Origin of the sequence: Streptomyces sp. ASQP_92 (assembly GCF_025399895.1) — a bacterium.
In the GTDB taxonomy this organism is placed as follows: domain Bacteria; phylum Actinomycetota; class Actinomycetes; order Streptomycetales; family Streptomycetaceae; genus Streptomyces.
On sequence record NZ_JAODUA010000003.1, the window covers coordinates 300,795 to 319,951 of the forward strand.

12 protein-coding genes are annotated in these 19,157 nt (G+C 72.8%); 7 read left to right on the forward strand and 5 right to left on the reverse strand.

Translation table 11 applies throughout. The annotated features are described in order from the left end of the window. Positions 1-166 precede the first annotated feature (166 nt). Positions 167-2,638 (forward strand): DNA helicase PcrA, encoded by a 2,472-nt coding sequence (pcrA, locus tag N4G70_RS10860; protein WP_261712343.1) that lies wholly within the window; start codon positions 167-169, stop codon positions 2,636-2,638. A gap of 57 nt (positions 2,639-2,695) precedes the next feature. Here pcrA and N4G70_RS10865 read toward each other — a convergent pair whose 3' ends face one another. Together N4G70_RS10865 and N4G70_RS10870 are read right to left on the reverse strand one after the other, a co-directional pair. After that, a complete protein-coding gene (locus N4G70_RS10865; protein ID WP_261712344.1) occupies positions 2,696-4,396 on the reverse strand; it encodes a M23 family metallopeptidase in 1,701 nt (566 codons plus the stop codon). Between the two features lie 323 nt (positions 4,397-4,719). Continuing rightward, on the reverse strand, positions 4,720-5,523 hold the full coding sequence (locus N4G70_RS10870; protein WP_261712582.1) for a triacylglycerol lipase: 804 nt from the start codon (positions 5,521-5,523) through the stop codon (positions 4,720-4,722). Between the two features lie 432 nt (positions 5,524-5,955). Between N4G70_RS10870 and N4G70_RS10875 the strand changes: the two genes are divergently transcribed. Beyond that, positions 5,956-6,369, forward strand: coding sequence for a cobalamin B12-binding domain-containing protein (locus N4G70_RS10875; protein ID WP_189762011.1), 414 nt, complete (start codon positions 5,956-5,958; stop codon positions 6,367-6,369). A gap of 514 nt (positions 6,370-6,883) precedes the next feature. Here N4G70_RS10875 and N4G70_RS10880 read toward each other — a convergent pair. Together N4G70_RS10880 and N4G70_RS10885 are read right to left on the reverse strand one after the other, a co-directional pair. After that, positions 6,884-8,662, reverse strand: a complete 1,779-nt coding sequence (locus tag N4G70_RS10880) for a DUF5691 domain-containing protein (protein ID WP_261712345.1) — start codon at positions 8,660-8,662, stop codon at positions 6,884-6,886. Between the two features lie 196 nt (positions 8,663-8,858). Next, positions 8,859-10,211, reverse strand: coding sequence for an SWIM zinc finger family protein (locus N4G70_RS10885; protein ID WP_261712346.1), 1,353 nt, complete (start codon positions 10,209-10,211; stop codon positions 8,859-8,861). Between the two features lie 139 nt (positions 10,212-10,350). Here N4G70_RS10885 and N4G70_RS10890 point away from each other — a divergent pair, with 139 nt between their 5' ends. The 5 genes from N4G70_RS10890 to sucD all read left to right on the forward strand — a co-directional run bounded on the left by N4G70_RS10890 (position 10,351) and on the right by sucD (position 17,361). Continuing rightward, positions 10,351-11,499 carry an AAA family ATPase gene (locus N4G70_RS10890; protein WP_261712347.1) on the forward strand — a complete coding sequence of 383 codons (1,149 nt, stop codon included), beginning with the start codon at positions 10,351-10,353 and terminating at the stop codon, positions 11,497-11,499. Next, entirely contained in the window at positions 11,496-13,892 is a 2,397-nt protein-coding gene (locus tag N4G70_RS10895) for a DUF5682 family protein (protein WP_261712348.1), read from the forward strand. The genes N4G70_RS10890 and N4G70_RS10895 overlap by 4 nt, the downstream gene beginning before the upstream one ends. Then, positions 13,892-15,046, forward strand: coding sequence for a VWA domain-containing protein (locus N4G70_RS10900; RefSeq protein ID WP_261712349.1), 1,155 nt, complete (start codon positions 13,892-13,894; stop codon positions 15,044-15,046). Before N4G70_RS10895 ends, N4G70_RS10900 begins: the two co-directional genes overlap by 1 nt. A gap of 229 nt (positions 15,047-15,275) precedes the next feature. Beyond that, complete coding sequence (gene sucC / locus N4G70_RS10905) at positions 15,276-16,454, forward strand: ADP-forming succinate--CoA ligase subunit beta (protein ID WP_261712350.1); 1,179 nt, start codon at positions 15,276-15,278, stop codon at positions 16,452-16,454. 22 nt (positions 16,455-16,476) lie between these two features. Further along, on the forward strand, positions 16,477-17,361 hold the full coding sequence (sucD, locus tag N4G70_RS10910) for a succinate--CoA ligase subunit alpha (RefSeq protein ID WP_120721826.1): 885 nt from the start codon (positions 16,477-16,479) through the stop codon (positions 17,359-17,361). A gap of 94 nt (positions 17,362-17,455) precedes the next feature. Here sucD and N4G70_RS10915 read toward each other — a convergent pair whose 3' ends face one another. Then, positions 17,456-19,060, reverse strand: a complete 1,605-nt coding sequence (locus N4G70_RS10915) for a helix-turn-helix domain-containing protein (protein ID WP_261712351.1) — start codon at positions 19,058-19,060, stop codon at positions 17,456-17,458. Positions 19,061-19,157: the final 97 nt, after the last annotated feature.

Genomic DNA, 19,157 nt, shown 5'->3' on the forward strand with positions numbered 1-19,157 from the left:
GCGTTCCCCGGCTGCTGCGGCACGCTAGCCAACTCCCGTACCCCCTGGGAAGGTTGATGTCCGACAGGCCCGATACATTCCCGTGACCTTCACGGTGGGTAGTCGCGGCCGATCTCTCCGAAGGCGGGGGCGGAGTGTCAGAGGGGCGGCCTAGACTCGGGAGACGATGAGCAGCCTCTTTGACGACAGCTTCCTTGCGGACCTCCAGCCCACCGAGGAGGAGCACCCGCCCCCGCCCGAGGAGTCGCACGCACCCGAAGCGGTGCCGGACGACCTGTTCGGCGGCCGATTCGACGCGCCCGCGGACCGCGACGCGTACTACCGCGGCGGCGCCCCGCGCCCGGCGATCGACGCGGCCGCCCTCCTGGAGGGGCTGAACGAACAGCAGCGCGCCGCCGTCGTGCACGCGGGTTCGCCGCTGCTCATCGTGGCCGGCGCCGGCTCCGGCAAGACCCGGGTGCTCACCCACCGCATCGCCCATCTGCTCGCGACCCGGGGCGTCCACCCCGGCCAGATCCTCGCGATCACCTTCACCAACAAGGCCGCGGGCGAGATGAAGGAGCGCGTGGAGCACCTGGTGGGCCCGCGCGCCAACGCGATGTGGGTCATGACCTTCCACAGCGCCTGCGTACGGATCCTGCGCCGCGAATCGAAGAAGCTCGGGTTCACCTCGTCGTTCTCGATCTACGACGCGGCCGACTCCAAGCGCCTGATGGCCCTGGTCTGCCGCGACCTCGAACTGGACCCGAAGAAGTTCCCGCCGAAGGCCTTCAGCGCCAAGGTCTCCAACCTGAAGAACGAGCTGATCGACGAGGAGACCTTCGCCGGCCAGGCCGCCGACGGCTTCGAGAAGGCGCTCGCCCAGGCGTACACGATGTACCAGGCGCGGCTGCGCGAGGCCAACGCGCTGGACTTCGACGACATCATCATGACCACGGTCCACCTGCTCCAGGCCTTCCCGGACGTGGCCGAGCACTACCGGCTGCGCTTCCGGCACGTCCTGGTGGACGAGTACCAGGACACCAACCACGCCCAGTACACGCTGGTGCGGGAGCTGGTGGGCCCCTCCGGCCAGGCGCAGGCCCCCGCGGAGCTGTGCGTGGTGGGCGACGCCGACCAGTCGATCTACGCCTTCCGCGGCGCGACGATCCGCAACATCCTCCAGTTCGAGGAGGACTACCCGAGCGCGACGACGATCCTCCTGGAGCAGAACTACCGCTCAAGCCAGACGATCCTGTCCGCAGCGAACGCGGTGATCGAGCGCAATGAGAGCCGCCGCCCCAAGAACCTGTGGACGGACGCCGGGCCGGGCTCGCAGATCACCGGCTATGTCGCCGACACCGAGCACGACGAGGCGCAGTTCGTCGCCGACGAGATCGACCGGCTGACGGACAAGGGCGAGGCCAAGGCGGGAGACGTCGCCGTCTTCTACCGCACCAACGCCCAGTCCCGGGTCTTCGAAGAGATCTTCATCCGGGTCGGCCTGCCCTACAAGGTCGTCGGCGGCGTCCGCTTCTACGAGCGCAAGGAGGTCAGGGACGTCCTGGCCTATCTGCGCGTGCTGTCGAACGGCGAGGACACCGTCCCGCTGCGCCGCATCCTCAACGTCCCCAAGCGCGGCATCGGCGAGCGCGCCGAGGCGATGATCGACGCCCTGTCCCTGCGCGAGAAGATCACCTTCCCGCAGGCGCTGCGCCGCGTCGACGAGGCGTACGGCATGGCGGCCCGCTCGGCCAACGCCGTCAAGCGCTTCAACGCGCTGATGGAGGAGCTCCGTACGATCGTCGACTCCGGCGCCGGGCCCGCCGTCGTCCTCGAAGCCGTCCTCGAACGGACCGGCTATCTGGCCGAGTTGCAGGCCTCCACCGACCCGCAGGACGAGACCCGTATCGAGAACCTCCAGGAACTGGCCGCCGTGGCCCTGGAGTTCGAGCAGGAGCGCAGCGAGGCCGACGGCGCGGAGGGGGCGGGCGCGGGCACGCTCGCCGAGTTCCTGGAGAAGGTCGCCCTGGTCGCCGACTCCGACCAGATCCCCGACGAGGAGGAGGACGGCTCGGGAGTCATCACGCTGATGACGCTCCACACCGCCAAGGGCCTCGAATTCCCCGTGGTGTTCCTCACGGGCATGGAGGACGGCGTCTTCCCGCACATGCGGGCGCTCGGCCAGCCCAAGGAGCTGGAGGAGGAGCGCCGGCTCGCCTACGTCGGCATCACCCGCGCCCGCGAGCGGCTCTATCTGACGCGTTCCTCGATGCGCAGCGCCTGGGGCCAGCCCTCGTACAACCCGGCCTCGCGCTTCCTGGAGGAGATCCCGGTCAAGCACCTGGAGTGGAAGCGGAAGGGACCGATGGCCGCCCCGGCGGGCCCGGTCTCCGGCACGTCGCTCGGCGGCGGGATCGGCAACTCGCTGTCGTCGTCGCGGTCCAAGGCGGGCCCCTCGGGCTTCGCGACGCGGCGCGGCAACGACAAGCCGGTCGTCTCGCTCGTGGTCGGCGACCGCGTCACCCACGACCAGTTCGGCCTGGGCACCGTGATGTCGGTGACCGGAGCGGGCTCGGAGGCCCAGGCCACGATCGACTTCGGCGACGAGCGCCCGAAGAAGCTTCTGCTGCGGTACGCGCCGGTGGAAAAGCTCTGAGCGGGCCCCCGGGCCGGAGGGACCCCGGGCCGTGGCCGCGCGGCCACGGCCTTCGGGTTACGTCGGGTCCAGGCCGTGGCTGCGCAGCCACGGCAGGGGGTCGATCGACGAGCCGCCGCCGGGGCGCACCTCGAAGTGGAGGTGGGGCCCGGTGGAGTTGCCGGAGTTCCCCGAGTACGCGATGACGTCGCCGGCCTTCACCGGACCCGAGCGGATCTTGGTGCTGGACAGATGGCAGTACCAGGTCTCGGTGCCATCGGCGCCGGTCACTATGGCCATGTTCCCGTAGGCGCTGTTCCACTGCGTGCGGACCGTGCCGTCGATCGCCGACATCACGGGGGTGCCGTACGAGACCGGGAAGTCGATGCCGGTGTGCACCGACATCCAGTTGACGCCGGCCTGCCCGTAGTACGCGCTGAGCCCCTTCTGCGTCACCGGCAGGAGGAACTTGGGGCGCGCGGCTTCCTTGGCGGCCGCGGCGTCCGCCTTCCTCTTCTTGTCCGCGTCCTGACGGGCCTTGAGGTCGATACGTTCCTGCGTCCGGCTGGCCCGGTCGGCGAAGCTGCTCGCGTCGGCGCTGAGATTGGCGAGCTGGGTGTCCAGGTTCTTGTTGGCGGCGACCGGCTTGACCGAGGCGGGGTCGGACGCGGCCGTCACCGTGCTGCCCTCGTCCTTGCCCCCGGTCAGCCCGCTCACCGACGCGACCGCGACACCCGCGACGCCCATGACACACACCGACGGCACCGCGACGGTCAGCAGCGCCGAACGCTTGGCGGGCGTACGCCGCCGACGACTCGCCCCGCGCCGCGCCTCGGCGCGCGAACCGGGGACGGCCGCGCCGGGCAGATCCCGGGGGATCCCGCCGGTCTCGGGGCCGGACGCCGAGCCCGGCTCCTCCAAGAGGTCGACCTGGGCGAACTCGGCTGTCTCGTAAGGCAGTTGAGGCTCCGACTCCAGCGGGTGGAGGTCGAGCCGGGGGAGGGCCGCGGTCGCGGTCGGCGTCGCCTTGGTCGCGGCCGTCGCGTCGGGCGTCGTCGTGTTCCACGCGGTCGCGTCGTAGGTGCCGGTCTCGGACTGCGAACCGAGCACGGACCACTGGCCCGTGGAGTCATACGCGGAGGCGAACGCGGTGTTGTCGTACTGACCGGTGTCCTGCGCCTGATTCCACGCGGAGGCGTCCCATTGGCCCGTGGTGTCGAAACCGCCCGTCTCGAAGCTGCCCGTGTCGAAGCTGCCCGTGTCGAGGGGGCTCGGCGTCGCGAAGGGGGCGGTGGGGAAGGTGCCGGTGTCGGCGCCGTGACCGCTGAAGGCGTGCGGGGCGAACGTGCCGGTGTCGGAACCCTGGGTGGGGAAGGCGTGCGTCGCGAACTGACCGGTGCTGAACGTGCCGGTGTCGAACTGCCCTGTCCCGTGCGGGTTGTCGTCGCGCCGGCCGGTGTCGAAGGCGTCCGTACGGAAGGCCCTGCCGTCCAACGTGCCGGTCGCGCCGTCCGGTTCGTACGCCGTCGCCTGGGCCGGAACCGTCCACTGGCCGGTGGTCTCGTACGGGGCGGCGAACGTGCCGGTGTCGAACTGGCCGGTACCGCCCGCCTGGTGGGCGTTCCGGTCGTCGTGCGCGTCCTGCATGGCGCCGAAGAGCGGATCCACGGCGAAACTGCCGGTGCTCCGGGTATGGGTTCCGGCGCCGTCATGGCCACTGCTGCCGTTGAGGTAACCGTCGTGTCCGACGTACCCGGCGTGGGCGTGCTGGTCAGTCACCAACTTCTCTCTCGCCTCGGCAACAGAACCTGCGGCCGGGGTCCCCATGGGGGTGGGGGTCCCGGGGGCAGCAGTGGCGTGACTGTACCCGGCGGTACGCGGGGCCGACAATCTTCGGCGGAGTTTCCGGTTCCGGGAAACGGGCAATCGGCCGTCTTTCGGCGGGACGCGGACCGAGCTTTGGCCTTGCGTTCGGGGCCCGTTCGACGTCCGCCGCGTGCGGATACGTGGTCGCGGCCGACTCCGGGCAGCTGCATCAGGCCGGGAGTCGGCACCGGTTTGTCGTGATGTCACCCCGTTCGGGCGCCCGGGCGTGTTTCCGCTCAGGCCACCGAGAACGCGTCCTGGTCGGCTACCTCCGCCTCCCCTGCGGTCAGCGCCTGGCGCACCCCGGCCGCGACCGCCGGGTGGACCGGCATGGCGAGATGGCCGATTCCGGTGACCCGGACGTTCTGGACGATCAGATCGGGGTGGTCGATCCGGGCGGTCTCCACGGGAATCATCAACGTGTCCAGATCGCTCCAGAAGCTCACGAACCGGGTGCGGACACCCGGCGCGGGGCCGCGCAACTCCTCGACGAGATCAGAGCCGGGACACATCTGGCGCACGATCGGATGAGCGTGCGCGAGCTGCGCCGAGCGCGTCCCCGTATGGGGGGTGGCCAGCGTGACCAGGGTGCGGACCCGGAGATCGCCGCCCAGACGCTGCACGTAGTAGCGGGCTATGAGGCCCCCCAGGCTGTGCCCCACGATGTCCACCTCGCCGTGCCCGGTCCGGGCGCAGATCTCCTCGACATGGCGGCCGAGCAGTTCGGCGGCGACCCGGACGTCGACGGTCAGCGGCGAGTAGTTGAGCGATTCGAGGTGGCGCCAGCCGTGCCGGGCCAGCGAACGGCGCAGCAGCACGAAGACGGACCGGTTGTCGATGAACCCGTGCAGCAGCACCACCGGCGGGTGCGCCCGGCCGGCGGTGGGGAGCTGCGGCGCGGTGCCGTCGGGCGCGGGGCGCCGCTCGGGGGTCAGGCCGGAGGGGTAGAGCAGCAGGTGCCCGGCCAGCACGGCCAGGTCGATCGCGGTGGCCCGGATCAGGGCCGCCGTCCACCACGCCCGGCGCAGGCACGGCGGCATAAGCGTGAAGAGCTGCACGGCGGCGACCTCCCGAATGGCACACGGGAGGCCGCTCCGTCCCCCGTGGCGCCCTCATGGGGTTCCGCCGCGACCCGCTCCGACCTGGGGTCGATGCGCTCCGGGAGCCGGCCCGAGCCGAGCCGGCGCCGAAAGACGAGGGGCCGGACCACCGTGCTGAACGGCTCACAGCACGGGGGTACGGCACCTTCGTGGCGGCTCCCCTCGCGTCCGTGCCCACACGGCGCAACGCTCTCCGGCCGGGGCCGGCGGGCCGACTGATGCGGGTACGGTGCGAAACGAACGTGTCCCACGTGTGATTTCCCCCTCCCTCTCCACCGTGAAACGGCGGGTTGCGGGATGCTGTCGATAACGTTCGTTCACTTCCCGGCTCTTTGGCGCGGGGGTGCGCAGGTGGGACATGTGGAGGCAGTGATGGGTGTAACTGGTCCGATCCGCGTGGTGGTGGCCAAGCCGGGGCTCGACGGTCACGACCGCGGCGCCAAGGTCATCGCGCGGGCGCTGCGTGACGCCGGCATGGAGGTCATCTACACCGGGCTGCACCAGACGCCCGAGCAGATCGTCGACACCGCGATCCAGGAGGACGCCGACGCCATCGGCCTCTCGATCCTCTCCGGTGCGCACAACACGCTGTTCGCGAAGGTGCTGGAGCTGTTGAAGGAGCGGGACGCGGAGGACATCAAGGTCTTCGGCGGGGGGATCATCCCCGAGGCGGACATTCCGCCGCTGAAGGAGCTCGGGGTGGCGGAGATCTTTACGCCCGGGGCGACTACGGCGTCGATTGTTACGTGGGTCAACGCGAATGTGCGGCAGCCGGCGGGGGCGTGACGGGGGGCCTCGTCTTGGGGGCGTTTTCCCACCCGCCCGCCCGTGCGGGGGGTTGGCTGGTTCCGGCCCCCCCCTGGGGCTCCGCCCCAGGCCCCAGGCACCTTTGCCCACCCACCCGCCCGTAGGCCCGGGGTTGGCTGGTTCCGGCCCCCCTGGGGCTCCGCCCCAGACCCCGTATCGCGCCTTAAGGGCGCTCGTCCTCAAACGCCGGACGGGCTGAAATGCCCGATGCTGGCCAGCACCAGTACCGCTAAGGGGCGCGGGGAACTGCGCGAGGAGCGACCACGGTCCGCGGACCGAAGAGGGTCTAGGGGCGCGGGGAACTGCGCGACCGGCCCTCTGCGGCCCGCAGGCGAAGGCGGGTTTTTCAGGGGCGCGGGGAACTGCGCGAGAAGCGGCCGCGGTCCGCAGGATCGAGCGGGTTGAGGGGCGCGGGGAACTGCGCGAGGGCGGGGGCACGGGGTGCCGGCTGAAGCGGGGTGGGGGGTGCCGGGACCGCCGGCCCGCCGGGCGGCTAGGGGGTTAGTTCTGAGCGCATGGCTGCGCGCAGCCCCAACGTGGCCACCAGCCTCTGGAACGCCTCCGCCCAGTACCCCCCCGCCCCCGGCGACGCCCCCTCCTCCTCCGGCGGCGTAGCCGTCAACGCCTCCAGGCGGCCCGACTCCGCAGGATCGAGGCAGCGCTCGGCCAGGCCCATGACCCCGCTGAAGCTCCACGGGTAGCTCCCCGCGTCCCGCGCGATCTCCAGTGCGTCCACCACGGCCCGCCCCAGCGCCTCCGCCCACGGCACCACGCACACCCCGAGCAGCTGGAACGCCTCCGACAGGCCGTGCGCGGATATGAACCGGGCCACCCAGTCGGCCCGTTCGGGCTCCGCGAGGACGGACAGGAGCTTGGCCCGCTCGGCCAGCGACGCCGTGCCCGCCCCCTCGCCGGGTGGCGCCGACGGCGCGCCGAGCAGCGCCCGCGACCATTCCGCGTCCCGTTGCCTCACCGCCGCCCGACACCACGCCGCGTGCAGCTCGTCGCCCCAGTCGTCGGCCACCGGCAGCGCCACGATGTCGGTGACCGTCCGTCCGCCGAGCCGTCGCGGCCAGATACCGAGCGGCGTCGACTCCACCAACTGGCCCAGCCACCACGACCGTTCACCCCGGCCCGCCGGCGGCCGCGGCGCCACCCCGTCCCGCTGCATCGCCGCGTCACATTCGTGCGGCGCTTCCACCGAGATCACCGCCTCGTCGCCCGTCCGGTCCAGGGACACGCAGGACGCGGCGCGGTCGGCCATCCGTCCCGCCAGTGCCGAGTCGGGCAGCGCGGAGAGCAGCTCCGCCGCCGTCGCCCGCACATTGCGGCTCCGGTCGGCCAGGGCCTGCTCCAGGAACGGCTCGTCGGCGGACGACAGCCCATCGCGCAGCGAGTCCAGGAACAGGAGACGGTCCTCGGCACGTTCGGACGCCCAGCTCGAAGCCAGCAGCGTACGGCCCGCGTCCGCGTCGTGCGCCCGTACCGTCGCCAGCAGCGCCACCCGTTCCGCGAAAAGGCCCTCGTCCCAGAGGAGTTGTACGGATTCGGCGTCCCCCGGGTCGGGCAGCAGCGCGTTCCCCGCGCCCCCGCGGAGCGCGAAGCGCCACTCCGGGTTGAGTCCGGCGAGCCACAGCCCGCGCGGGCCCGCGAAGGCCAGGGCCAAGGGGCGCAGGTCGGTGCGGGCCCGCGCCGCGTCGAGCAGCGTGGGCAACAGCGCCGCCGGTGCGCGCAGGCCCCGTTCATTGGCGATGGCCAGCCACTGCGGGAGCAACTCGCCCAGGTCGGGCGCGCTCCCTCGGCGGCCCCCGGCATGGGCCGGCGCCGACCGGTCGGCGAGCAGCAACGCCAGACGCCGCCGCGCCGCGTCCGGTGGCTCCGGGCGTTCGTCCGGGGGAGCGGCGGGCGGACGCCCTGCCGCCACGGCCGGCACCAGCCCTGCCCTGCGACGCAGTGTCTGCGTCGCGGCGGCATCGAGCACCTCCCCGGGCGACCCGGTCCCGGGCCGCCGGTCGGTACCAAGCAGGGCGCCGGTCACCAGCTCCTCCCAGGATCGACATCCGCTGCCGCCTCCCTCGCCCTTGGCGCCGGCGCCCAAGCGGGACCCCGCACCGCCCGTGGCCTTCGCCCGAGCACCCGCGTCGCCCCCGAGAGAAGGGGAGTCTCCGTCCCCCGCGCCCTCCGTACGGGCGCCCGTACCGCCCCCGCCAACCCCCTGTTCGCCGTCGACACGGCTCACGCCGCCCACGCCCTCGATGGTCGCCCTGGTCATCGAACCCCCTTCATGCCGGACTGCTGTGTTCGGTGTGTCGCTGTATTCGGTGCCGCCTCATTCACGACCGCCCCGCACCCCTACGCCGGCCGCTCTGTGCCCCTACGCTGCCCGCCCCGCACCCCTACGCCGGCCGGTCTGCGTAGGGCGGCGACCCTCTGTCTGCCTCCGCCCTCCGGAGGGCCCGGCGCGCCCCTCACGTCAAGCCCACCCCCTCCCTTCCCCCGGCCGGCCAGACCGTCAGGGGGGTGAAACCCCGGTGGCCGCATTCGCCGAAGACCGTTACCGGGGCGCCGCCGGACACCGCGGCGAGCTTCCACAGGGCGGAGCGCGGGGTGGCGTTGGTGGCGATCGGCAGCGCCAACTCGCCCTCCTTGTCGGCCAGTTGCCAGGTGTCGTCGCCGTCCTTCGGGGGGATCGGTATCGCCGCGTGCACAGTCGCCGCACACGATTCGATCCACGGGTCGTCCAGGAGCGCCCGGCCGTACCGTTCGGCGGCCTCGGTGGTCGTGCCGCCCGGCGGGGGGCCTTCTGCCGCCGTCGGGGTGCCGTACCGCTCGCCCAGGGCGGCTCGCGACTGGCCGCCGCCCGGGTAGGGCGTCACATCCGCGTCAATCGTCAGGCCGACCGGGAGCGCCAGCGCCGGCGCTCGGCCCGCCGCGCCGAAGTCCAGGATCAGCGCCGAGCGGCCCGAGTCCCGTCCGTACAGCCAGATGCGGCGCGTGGTGAGCTTCGCGTCGGCCGTGTCGTACTGGGCGAGGACCTGCCAGCGGTCGCGGATCGGCGGTCCCTGGGGAGGCGTCGCCACCCCGACGCGTGAGCGGACCGTCGCGGCCAGCTGTTCGGGCAGGGCGTCCCGGCCGAGCCATGCCCGGTCGAGGAGGTGCAGCAGCGCGCACTCCTCGAGCAGCCGCGTCGGCCAGCCCGGCCCGGAACCCGGTATGGCTCCCAACTCCCTTACGCGCGAGGCAAGTCCGGGCGCCTGGGCGTCCACCATGCGGGCCGCCGTCTCCTCCCAGAGGCCGTAGCCGGGGCGCTCGGCCGCCGCGAGGCCGCCGCGCAGCAGGTCCGTGAGGCGTTGCTCTAGCTCGGTTGCTCCGGCGGTGATCCGCTCGGCGCGTTTCTCGGCCCTGCGCCGAGCCGCCTCCGCGTCAACAGGCGCGGCTGGAACGTCCGTTGAGGTCGACGCCGACTTTTCGGCACGGCCCCTTCTGCTCGCCAGCCACTGCTCCGCCCAGTCGGGCGCCGTCCCGTCCGGCACCGCCCGGTCGTCACCGGACCAGAGCAGCAGCAGCCCCACCGCGTGCTTGCACGGGAACTTCCGGCTCGGGCAACTGCACTTGTACGCCGGGCCACTTGTGTCGAGCACCGTTTGGTACGGCCGGCTGCCGCTGCCCTTGCACAGGCCCCACACCGCGCCCGTCCCGTCGCACCCGCTCTCCGACCACGGCCCGGCCGTGCCGAGCCTGCTTCCCGCTTTGCGTGACGCATCGTCAGGCGCCAGTGCCAGCACCTGTTCCGCCGTCCAGCGCACCCCCTGCTGAGTCATGTCCCCGAAGGTACGGGCGGCCACTGACAATCGGCTCTGACCTGCGGCGATGACCTGCGCGAGGGTGATTGTCAGTGGTGTGGTGCACGGTGGAGACCACAAGCCGGTCGAACGTCTCGAACGACCTGGAGGGGGAGCCATGACCATGTCCGAAATCGAGTCCGACATCGAATCCGAGAACACCGGATCGCACGCCGAGGCCGCGACGGATGAGGCCCTGCGGCCGCACGCCGAGCAGGCCTTCGCCGGCGAACTGGCCGCGCTCGCGGCCGCCGACGACCGCCCGCGCCCGGCCCGTTGGCGGCTCTCGCCGTGGGCGGTCGCCACCTATCTGCTCGGTGGCACCCTGTCCGACGGGACCGTGATCACACCGAAGTACGTGGGGCCCCGGCGCATCGTCGAGGTCGCCGTCACCACCTTGGCCACCGACCGCGCGCTGCTCCTGCTCGGCGTGCCCGGCACCGCGAAGACATGGGTGTCGGAGCACCTCGCGGCGGCCGTCAGCGGTGATTCCACGCTGCTCGTGCAGGGCACCGCGGGCACGCCCGAGGAAGCCATCCGCTACGGCTGGAACTACGCCCAACTCCTCGCGCACGGCCCCAGCCGCGCCGCGCTCGTGCCCAGCCCGATCATGCGAGCCATGGCGGACGGCATGACCGCCCGGGTCGAGGAGCTCACCCGCATCCCCGCCGACGTGCAGGACTCGCTGATCACGATCCTGTCCGAGAAGACGCTGCCCATCCCGGAGCTGGGCGCCGAGACCCAGGCCGTGCGGGGCTTCAACCTCATCGCCACGGCCAATGACCGCGACCGCGGCGTGAATGAGCTGTCCAGCGCGCTGCGGCGCCGCTTCAACACCGTCGTCCTGCCGCTGCCCGCGACCGCCGAGGCCGAGGTCGACATCGTCTCGCGCCGGGTCGACCAGCTCGGCCGCTCGCTCGACCTGCCCGCCGTGCCCGACGGAATGGCGGAGATCCACCGGGTCGTCACCGTCTTCCGCGAGCTGCGCGACGGGGTGACCGCCGACGGGCGCACCAAGCTCAAGTCCCCCTCGGGGACGCTCTCCACGGCCGAGGCCATCTCCGTGGTGACCGGGGGTCTCGCGCTCGCATCGCACTTCGGGGACGGCGTGCTCAGGGCGGGGGACGTCGCCGCCGGCATCCTCGGCGCGGTGGTGCGCGACCCTGCGGCCGACCGGGTCATCTGGCAGGAGTACCTGGAGACCGTGGTCCGTGAGCGGGACGGTTGGAAGGACTTCTACCGCGCCTGCCGCGAGGTGTCCGCATGACGGCGCGTGCCACCGCGCCGGGGCCCCTGCTGCTCGGGGTGCGCCATCACGGGCCGGGTTCGGCCCGTGCGGTGCTGGCCGCGCTTGAGGCCGCCCGGCCGCGCGCGGTGCTCATCGAGGGGCCGCCGGAGGGCGACGCCCTGCTGGACCTGGCCGCCGACGACGCGATGCGGCCGCCGGTCGCGCTGCTCGCCCATGTCGTCGACGACCCCGGGCGGGCCGCGTTCTGGCCGATGGCCGAGTTCTCGCCGGAATGGGTGGCGATCCGCTGGGCCCTGTCGCACGGCGCGCCGGTCCGCTTCATCGACCTGCCCGCCGCCCACTCGCTCGCCATCGGCGAGGAGGGGGAGCCGCAGGAGGGCGGGCCGCGGATCGACCCCATCGGAGCGCTCGCGGAGACCGCCGGATACGACGACCCGGAGCGCTGGTGGGAGGACGTCGTCGAGCACCGGGACGCGGCGGCGGACCCCGCGGCGCCGTTCGCCGCGCTCGGCGAGGCCATGGGCGTACTGCGCGAGACGTACGGCGACGGAGGCCATCCGCGCGACCTGGTCCGCGAGGCCCATATGCGGCAGCAACTGCGCGCCGCCACAAGGGAGTTCGGGGCCGAGGTCGCCGTCGTCTGCGGGGCCTGGCACGTCCCCGCGCTGGCCGGCGGGTTCACCGTGGCGGCCGACCGCGCCCTGCTCAAGGGGCTGCCCAAGGTCAAGGCCGAGCTGACCTGGGTGCCCTGGACGCACCGCAGGCTCGCCCGGCGCAGTGGCTACGGCGCGGGCATCGACTCGCCGGGCTGGTACGGGCATCTGTTCGGCGCCCGGGACCGGCCGGTCGAGCGGTGGATGACCAAGGTGGCCGGGCTGCTGCGCGAGGAGGACTACGCGATCTCCTCGGCCCATGTCATCGAGGCCGTCCGGCTCGCCACAACGCTCGCCGCCATGCGGGGACGCCCGCTGCCCGGCCTCGCCGAGACCACCGACGCCGTACGGGCCGTGCTGTGCGAGGGCTCCGATGTGCCGCTCGGCCTGATCCAGGAACGGCTGATCGTGGGCGATGTGCTGGGCGAGGTGCCCGACGCGGCGCCCGCCGTCCCGCTCCAGCGCGATCTCGTACGGACCCAGCGCGGCCTGCGGCTCAAACCGGAGGCCCTGGAGCGGGAGTTGGAGCTGGATCTGCGCAAGGAGACCGACGCGGGCCGCAGCAGACTGCTGCACCGGCTGCGGCTGCTCGGCATCGACTGGGGCGAGCCGGTCCGGGCGCGCTCCACCGGCACCTTCCGCGAGAACTGGCGGCTGCGCTGGGAGCCCGAACTGTCGGTGCGGGTCGCCGAAGCCGGAGTGTGGGGCACCACCGTCCTGGGCGCCGCCACCGCGAAGGCCGAGTCGCGGGCCGTCGCCACGACGGCGCTCGTCGAGATCACCTCGCTCGCCGAGCAGTGCCTCCTGGCCGAACTGCCCGACGCGCTGCCGGTGGTGATGCGCGCGCTCGCCGACCGGGCCGCGCTCGACACCGACGTCGCCCACCTCGCCCAAGCCCTGCCCGCGCTCGCCCGCACCCTGCGCTACGGAGACGTCCGCGGCACCACCACCGAAGGCCTTGCCGAGGTCGCGGCGGGCCTCGCCGAGCGGATCTGCGTCGGCCTGCCGCCCGCCTGCGCCGGTCTCGACGCGGACGGCGCCGCCGAGATGCGCACCCACCTCGACGCCGTCCACACCGCGACGGCGCTGCTGGCGGACCCGGCCGGCACCGGCGCGGGCGGGCTCCGCGAGCGCTGGTCCTCGGTGCTCGCCCGGCTCGCCGCGCGCGACACCGTTCCCGGCCTCCTGCGCGGCCGCGCGGTGCGGCTGCTGCTCGACGACGGCCGCATCGAGAGCGAGGACGCGGCCCGCCACATGAGCCTCGCCCTCTCCCCGGGCACGGCCCCCGCCGACGCGGCCGCATGGATCGAGGGCTTCGTCGGCGGGGCGTCGGGCGGCGGCATGCTCCTGGTCCACGACGAGCGGCTGCGCGGCCTCGTCGACGGCTGGCTGACGGGCGTGGCGCCGGAGGCTTTCACCGACGTACTGCCGCTGCTGCGCCGGACGTTCGCCGCCTACGAGGCGGGCGTGCGGCGCACCCTGGGGGAGCTGGTGCGCCGGGGGCCCGCCGTGCGACCCGGGCCCGGCGACGCCACCGCCCCCGGCTTCGGCTCCGGCCTCGACACGGCCCGCGCCGACGCCGTACTGCCCCTGGTGGCCCTGCTCCTGGGCCGGACAGACCCCGGCGACTCCCGCAGACCCGACGACCCGAACGGACCCGACGCGCTTGTCCGACGCACCGACCTCGCCCGACGCGACGCCCCTGCCGGACCCGACGACCTCGATGACACCAACAGCCTTGTGGGGGTGGGGAATTGATGACCAGCACGCCACCAAGTACTGACGAGCGGCTGCGCCGCTGGCGGCTGGTGCTGGGCGGGGAGCCCGGCGCCGAGGGCACCGGCCGCGCGCTCACCGGACAGGACGCCGCCATGGACGGCGCGCTCGCCGCGCTCTACGGCCTCGGCAAGGGCACGGCCAAGGACCGCGGTGCCGGGCTCGGCGCGTCCGCGCTCTCCGTCGCCCGCTGGCTGGGGGACATCCGCGGGTACTTCCCGAGCTCCGTGGTGCAGATCATGCAGCGCGACGCCATCGAGCGGCTCGGCCTCGCCACGCTGCTCCTGGAGCCGGAGATGCTGGAGGCGGTCGAGGCCGACGTCCATCTCGTCGGCACCCTGCTCTCCCTCAACAAGGCGATGCCCGAGACCACCCGGGAGACCGCCCGCGCCGTGGTGCGCAAGGTCGTCGAGGACCTGGAGAAGCGCCTCGCCACCCGCACCCGGGCCACCCTCACCGGCGCCCTGGACCGCAGCGCCCGCATCAGCCGGCCCCGCCACCGCGACATCGACTGGGACCGCACCATCAGGGCCAACCTCAAGAACTATCTGCCCGACCACCACACCGTCGTGCCCGAGCGGCTCATCGGGTACGGGCGGGCCGCGCGGGGGGTGAAGAAGGACGTCGTGCTGTGCATCGACCAGTCCGGCTCGATGGCCGCGTCCGTCGTCTACGCCTCCGTCTTCGGCGCCGTGCTCGCCTCGATGCGCTCGATCGCGACGCGCCTGGTGGTCTTCGACACCGCCGTCGTCGACCTCACCGACCAGCTCGACGACCCCGTCGACGTCCTGTTCGGCACCCAGCTCGGCGGCGGCACCGACATCAACCGGGCGCTGGCGTACTGCCAGTCGCAGATCACCCGCCCCGCGGACACGGTGGTCGTTCTGATCAGTGATCTTTACGAGGGCGGGATACGGGACGAGATGCTGAAGCGGGTCGCCGCGATGAAGGCGTCGGGGGTGCAGTTCGTGGCCCTGCTCGCGCTCTCCGACGAAGGCGCCCCCGCATACGACCGCGAGCATGCCGCGGCCCTGGCCGCTCTGGGTGCCCCGGCCTTCGCCTGCACGCCCGATCTGTTCCCCGAGGTGATGGCCGCGGCGATCGAGCGGCGGCCGCTGCCGATACCCGAGGCGTGAGGGAGGTCCGCCGCGACGCGCGCCGACCAGGTGATCTGTGACAGGTATCACCGCCCAGGTGTGATCTGCGATTTAGGGAGCCAGGGCCTGCGGAGATAACCTGCGAGACGGACATGCCGCGTACTCGGACCGTGTACGCCTCCCTCAGTGACAGCGCCGTCACGTTGCCCTTCGCGGCACGCCCAGCAGACAACGCAACCGCGATACCACTGAAAAGGGACGGACGCGCGTGGACCTGTTCGAGTACCAGGCGAGGGACCTCTTCGCCAAGCACGGTGTACCGGTGCTGGCCGGTGAAGTGATCGACACGCCTGAGGCGGCGCGCGAGGCCACTGAGCGTCTCGGCGGCAAGTCGGTCGTCAAGGCGCAGGTGAAGGTCGGTGGCCGCGGCAAGGCCGGCGGCGTGAAGCTGGCCGCCAACGCGGACGAGGCCGTCGCCCGCGCCACCGACATCCTCGGCATGGACATCAAGGGCCACACGGTCCACAAGGTGATGATCGCCGAGCTGTCCCCCGAGATCGAGGCGGAGTACTACGTCTCGTACCTCCTCGACCGCACCAACCGCACCTTCCTCGCCATGGCGTCGGTGCAGGGCGGCATGGACATCGAGGAGGTCGCGGAGAAGACCCCCGAGGCCCTCGCGAAGGTCCCGGTCAACGCCGTCGACGGCGTCGACATCGAGAAGGCCCGCGAGATCGTGGCCCAGGCGAAGTTCCCGGCCGACGTGGCCGAGGGCGTCGCCGAGGCCATGGTGACCCTGTGGAAGACCTTCGTCGCCGAGGACGCGCTCCTCGTCGAGGTCAACCCGCTGGTGAAGACCAAGGACGGCCGCATCCTCGCCCTCGATGGCAAGGTGTCGCTGGACGAGAACGCCGAGTTCCGTCAGCCCGAGCACGAGGCGCTCGAGGACAAGGCCGCGGCCAACCCCCTCGAGGCGGCCGCCAAGGCCAAGAACCTCAACTACGTGAAGCTCGACGGCGAGGTCGGCATCATCGGCAACGGCGCGGGTCTCGTCATGAGCACCCTGGACGTCGTCGCGTACGCCGGTGAGAACCACGGCGGCGTGAAGCCGGCCAACTTCCTCGACATCGGCGGCGGCGCGTCCGCCCAGGTGATGGCGAACGGCCTGGAGATCATCCTCGGCGACGAGGACGTCAAGTCCGTGTTCGTCAACGTCTTCGGCGGCATCACCGCCTGCGACGAGGTCGCCAACGGCATCATCCAGGCGCTGGCCCTCCTCGCCGACAAGGGCGAAGAGGTCACCAAGCCGCTGGTCGTCCGTCTCGACGGCAACAACGCGGAGCTGGGTCGCAAGATCCTCAGCGACGCCAACCACCCGCTCGTGCAGCGCGTGGACACCATGGACGGCGCGGCCGACAAGGCCGCCGAGCTCGCGGCTGCGAAGTAAGGGAAGAGGTTAAGACACCACCATGGCTATCTTCCTCACCAAGGACAGCAAGGTCATCGTCCAGGGCATGACCGGCGCCACGGGCATGAAGCACACCAAGCTCATGCTGGCCGACGGCACCAACATCGTCGGTGGCGTGAACCCGCGCAAGGCCGGCACCTCCGTCGACTTCGACGGCACCGACGTTCCGGTCTTTGGCTCCGTCAAGGAAGCGATGGAGAAGACGGGCGCCGACGTCTCCGTCCTCTTCGTGCCGCCGGCCCATGCCAAGGCCGCCGTCGTCGAGGCGATCGACGCCGAGATCGGTCTCGCCGTCGTCATCACCGAGGGCATCGCGGTGCACGACTCCGCCGCCTTCTGGGCGTACGCGAACTCCAAGGGCAACAAGACCCGCATCATCGGCCCGAACTGCCCCGGTCTGATCACGCCGGGCCAGTCCAACGCCGGCATCATCCCGGGCGACATCACCAAGCCGGGCCGTATCGGCTTGGTGTCGAAGTCCGGCACGCTGACGTACCAGATGATGTACGAGCTGCGTGACATCGGCTTCTCGTCCGCCGTCGGCATCGGTGGCGACCCGGTCATCGGCACCACGCACATCGACGCGCTCGCCGCGTTCGAGGCCGACCCCGAGACCGACCTGATCGTGATGATCGGCGAGATCGGCGGCGACGCCGAGGAGCGTGCGGCCGACTACATCAAGGCCAACGTCACCAAGCCGGTCGTCGGCTACGTCGCGGGCTTCACCGCGCCCGAGGGCAAGACCATGGGCCACGCCGGCGCCATCGTCTCCGGCTCCTCCGGCACCGCCCAGGCGAAGAAGGAGGCCCTGGAGGCCGCCGGCGTCAAGGTCGGCAAGACGCCGACCGAGACCGCCAAGCTCGCGCGCGCCATCCTCGGCAGCTGAGCACCGCCTTGGGGAGCTGAGTTCCCCGAGTACGCGTCAAGGGCCCGCACCCCTCAGGGGGTGCGGGCCCTCGTGCGTTCCCGGCCGCGGACGGTCAGCGGATGTCGAGGACCAGCCGGTGCGGCCCCCGGGCCGGCTCCGAGCGCAGCTTGTCGCGCAGTTCGAGGTCCTCGCTGGTCAGCCGCTGCGGACCGCTGTTGACGGGGACACCTCCGACGCGTACGCCGAGGGGCACCGGGCGCACGTGGTGGGGCGGCACGGTCACCACGGTGAAGGCCGTCGCGCTCACGATCAGGGTGGTGAAGGCGATCGCCGCCCGCGTCCAGAACCGGCGCCGCCGCTCGCCCCCGGTGCGTACGACCCGCGGGGCGGGCAGCCGGGTCACGGAGGGGGGCCCGGCGAGCGCGAGGTCCGTGATGCGCTCGCGCAGCACCGACGAGAGGGCCTCGGGGGTCCTGGCGCGCCGCGCGGCGGGGACCCGGTCCACCAGCGCGGCCCGTGCGTGCAGCACCCGGCTCGCGGCGGCCGGGGTGCTGGCCTCCATCTCGGCGGCCGCGTCCGGCAGGTCGAGCCCGAGCCCGTCGTACAGGAGCGCGGTGCGCCGGTAGGCGGGCGGCAGATCGAGCAACGTGTCGAGCAGCGCCCGGCGTTCGGGCTCCACGGGCGGCTGGTCGGGGTGCTTGTGGGTGCGCCGGAAGCGGTGCCAGGGGGAGAGCGCGTACTCGTGCGCCGCCGCCCGTACCCAGCCCACCGGGTCCCGGTCGGTGGCGACCTGGGGCCAGTACTCCCAGGCCAGATGGAAGGCGCGCTCCACGGACTCCCGCGCGAGCCGGGTCCGCCCGGTCAGCAGATAGGTCTGCTGCGCGAGGGCGGCCGCGGCGGACAGATACAGCGCGTCGAAGGCCTGGGCGGGGGTGACCGGGTCCGGCCCGGCGTCCGCGGCGTCGTCGGTTCGGGGGGTCTCGGTCGGTGTCGTCGCGTGCGGCTCGGCGCCGGCGGCGTCGTCGCCGCGCGGGGTGCCGGCCGGGGGCGTGGCGATGCCGCCCGGTGTGCGTCCCGCGGGGTCCTGGCGACGCTCCTCTTCCGGGCCGGCCTCCGCGTGCTCCGCCACGACTTCGCCCGTGCGGGACGCGCCGACGGTCAGCGGGACGGGGGCGGGGCCGGGGGAGGGCGCGGGCGCGGGTGGGTCGTGGGAGGCGGCCGGGGCGATCGGGGTGGCCGGGGCGGCCGGAGCGCCTGCCGTGCCGGGGGGCTTCGCCGTCCTCCCTCCGGGGCGGGAGGACCTGGGCGTGGCGCTCGACGCGGCGGGCCTGGGCCGGGTGTTCTCCGCGTGGGGCTTCGCGGGCGGCTTGGCCGGGTTCGCGGCCTGCTTGCGGGGCGGGGCGGGGGTGCGGGACGGCTGCTGCTCGCCGTCACGCTCGTCCCCGCGTTCGCCCTCCCCCCGGCCGTCCGGGTCGCCCGCGGCGGCGAGTTCCGCCGCGATGGCGGCGAGGAAACGGGCGTAGATCTGGCCCTTGCGTCCGCGCGGCGTGGTGCGGCCCGTCTCCCACGAGCGCACGGTCGCCCGTGTGACGCCGACAGTCGTCGCGACCTGCGCCTCGCTCAGATCCTTCGCCTCCCGCAGCCGGCGCCGCTCCTTGGGAGTGGGCAGGGGGGACATGGCGTCGGTGGCCTTGGTGTCGGCCGTGCTCTGTGTCATGAAGGGCTCCCAGGGCTCCCCGCGAAGGCCGTAACGGCTGGTGCGCCCGGGGCGGCACAGCGGAATGCGCCCCGGGTAATAAGTACATAACCGTATA

Coding starts and splice junctions, on each gene's coding strand:
- N4G70_RS10900 (WP_261712349.1), top strand. CDS start 13,892: ATGACCAGCACGCCACCAAGTACTGACGAGCGGCTGCGCCGCTGGCGG.
- N4G70_RS10915 (WP_261712351.1), bottom strand. CDS start 19,060: ATGACACAGAGCACGGCCGACACCAAGGCCACCGACGCCATGTCCCCC.
- N4G70_RS10885 (WP_261712346.1), bottom strand. CDS start 10,211: ATGACTCAGCAGGGGGTGCGCTGGACGGCGGAACAGGTGCTGGCACTG.
- sucD (WP_120721826.1), top strand. CDS start 16,477: ATGGCTATCTTCCTCACCAAGGACAGCAAGGTCATCGTCCAGGGCATG.
- N4G70_RS10890 (WP_261712347.1), top strand. CDS start 10,351: ATGACCATGTCCGAAATCGAGTCCGACATCGAATCCGAGAACACCGGA.
- N4G70_RS10880 (WP_261712345.1), bottom strand. CDS start 8,662: ATGACCAGGGCGACCATCGAGGGCGTGGGCGGCGTGAGCCGTGTCGAC.
- pcrA (WP_261712343.1), top strand. CDS start 167: ATGAGCAGCCTCTTTGACGACAGCTTCCTTGCGGACCTCCAGCCCACC.
- N4G70_RS10895 (WP_261712348.1), top strand. CDS start 11,496: ATGACGGCGCGTGCCACCGCGCCGGGGCCCCTGCTGCTCGGGGTGCGC.
- N4G70_RS10875 (WP_189762011.1), top strand. CDS start 5,956: ATGGGTGTAACTGGTCCGATCCGCGTGGTGGTGGCCAAGCCGGGGCTC.
- N4G70_RS10870 (WP_261712582.1), bottom strand. CDS start 5,523: ATGCCGCCGTGCCTGCGCCGGGCGTGGTGGACGGCGGCCCTGATCCGG.